Consider the following 443-nt stretch of genomic DNA (forward strand, 5'->3'; position numbering starts at 1 on the left):
CTATCGGACGGCCGATTGGTATATCGCCCGCAAGAGATTTTTCGGGTGGAACTTCATAAACACAACATCCAACAACAGTTTCAGTAGGTCCATATTCATTAATAAGCCTGGTAGAGGGGGCATGTTTACGCCAAAAGTTCAGGTATTTACCTACCAGCGCCTCTCCTCCAATAATCAATGCATTTGTATGACCTTCCAGATTTTTACCAGGAAGCAAATGATCCAGAATCTCCAGGTGAGCCGGCGTTATTTTAAGAAGGCTAAATTTATTTTTCGATTTCAAGACATCGGTTAATGCTTCTATTTCACCATTTTCCGGCAGGAGCAACACTTTTTTCCCGGATAATAGTGGTGAAAAAAAACTGGTAACCGTTGCATCGAATCCTATAGACGAACTGACAGGGCAGCCGTTACCTGCTGCTACTTTGTAAGCTTTTATACAC

Annotated in this window: 1 protein-coding gene; it reads right to left on the minus strand. The window is 42.4% G+C overall.

Features of this window, described 5'->3' with window-relative positions; all coding sequences use genetic code 11:
- Positions 1-443: AMP-binding protein (locus tag I6F37_RS40120; RefSeq protein ID WP_225154395.1), on the minus strand; the 443-nt coding region annotated here is incomplete at both ends.

The organism is Bradyrhizobium sp. NBAIM08 (assembly GCF_020193935.1).
In the GTDB taxonomy this organism is placed as follows: Bacteria; Pseudomonadota; Alphaproteobacteria; order Rhizobiales; family Xanthobacteraceae; genus Bradyrhizobium; species Bradyrhizobium yuanmingense.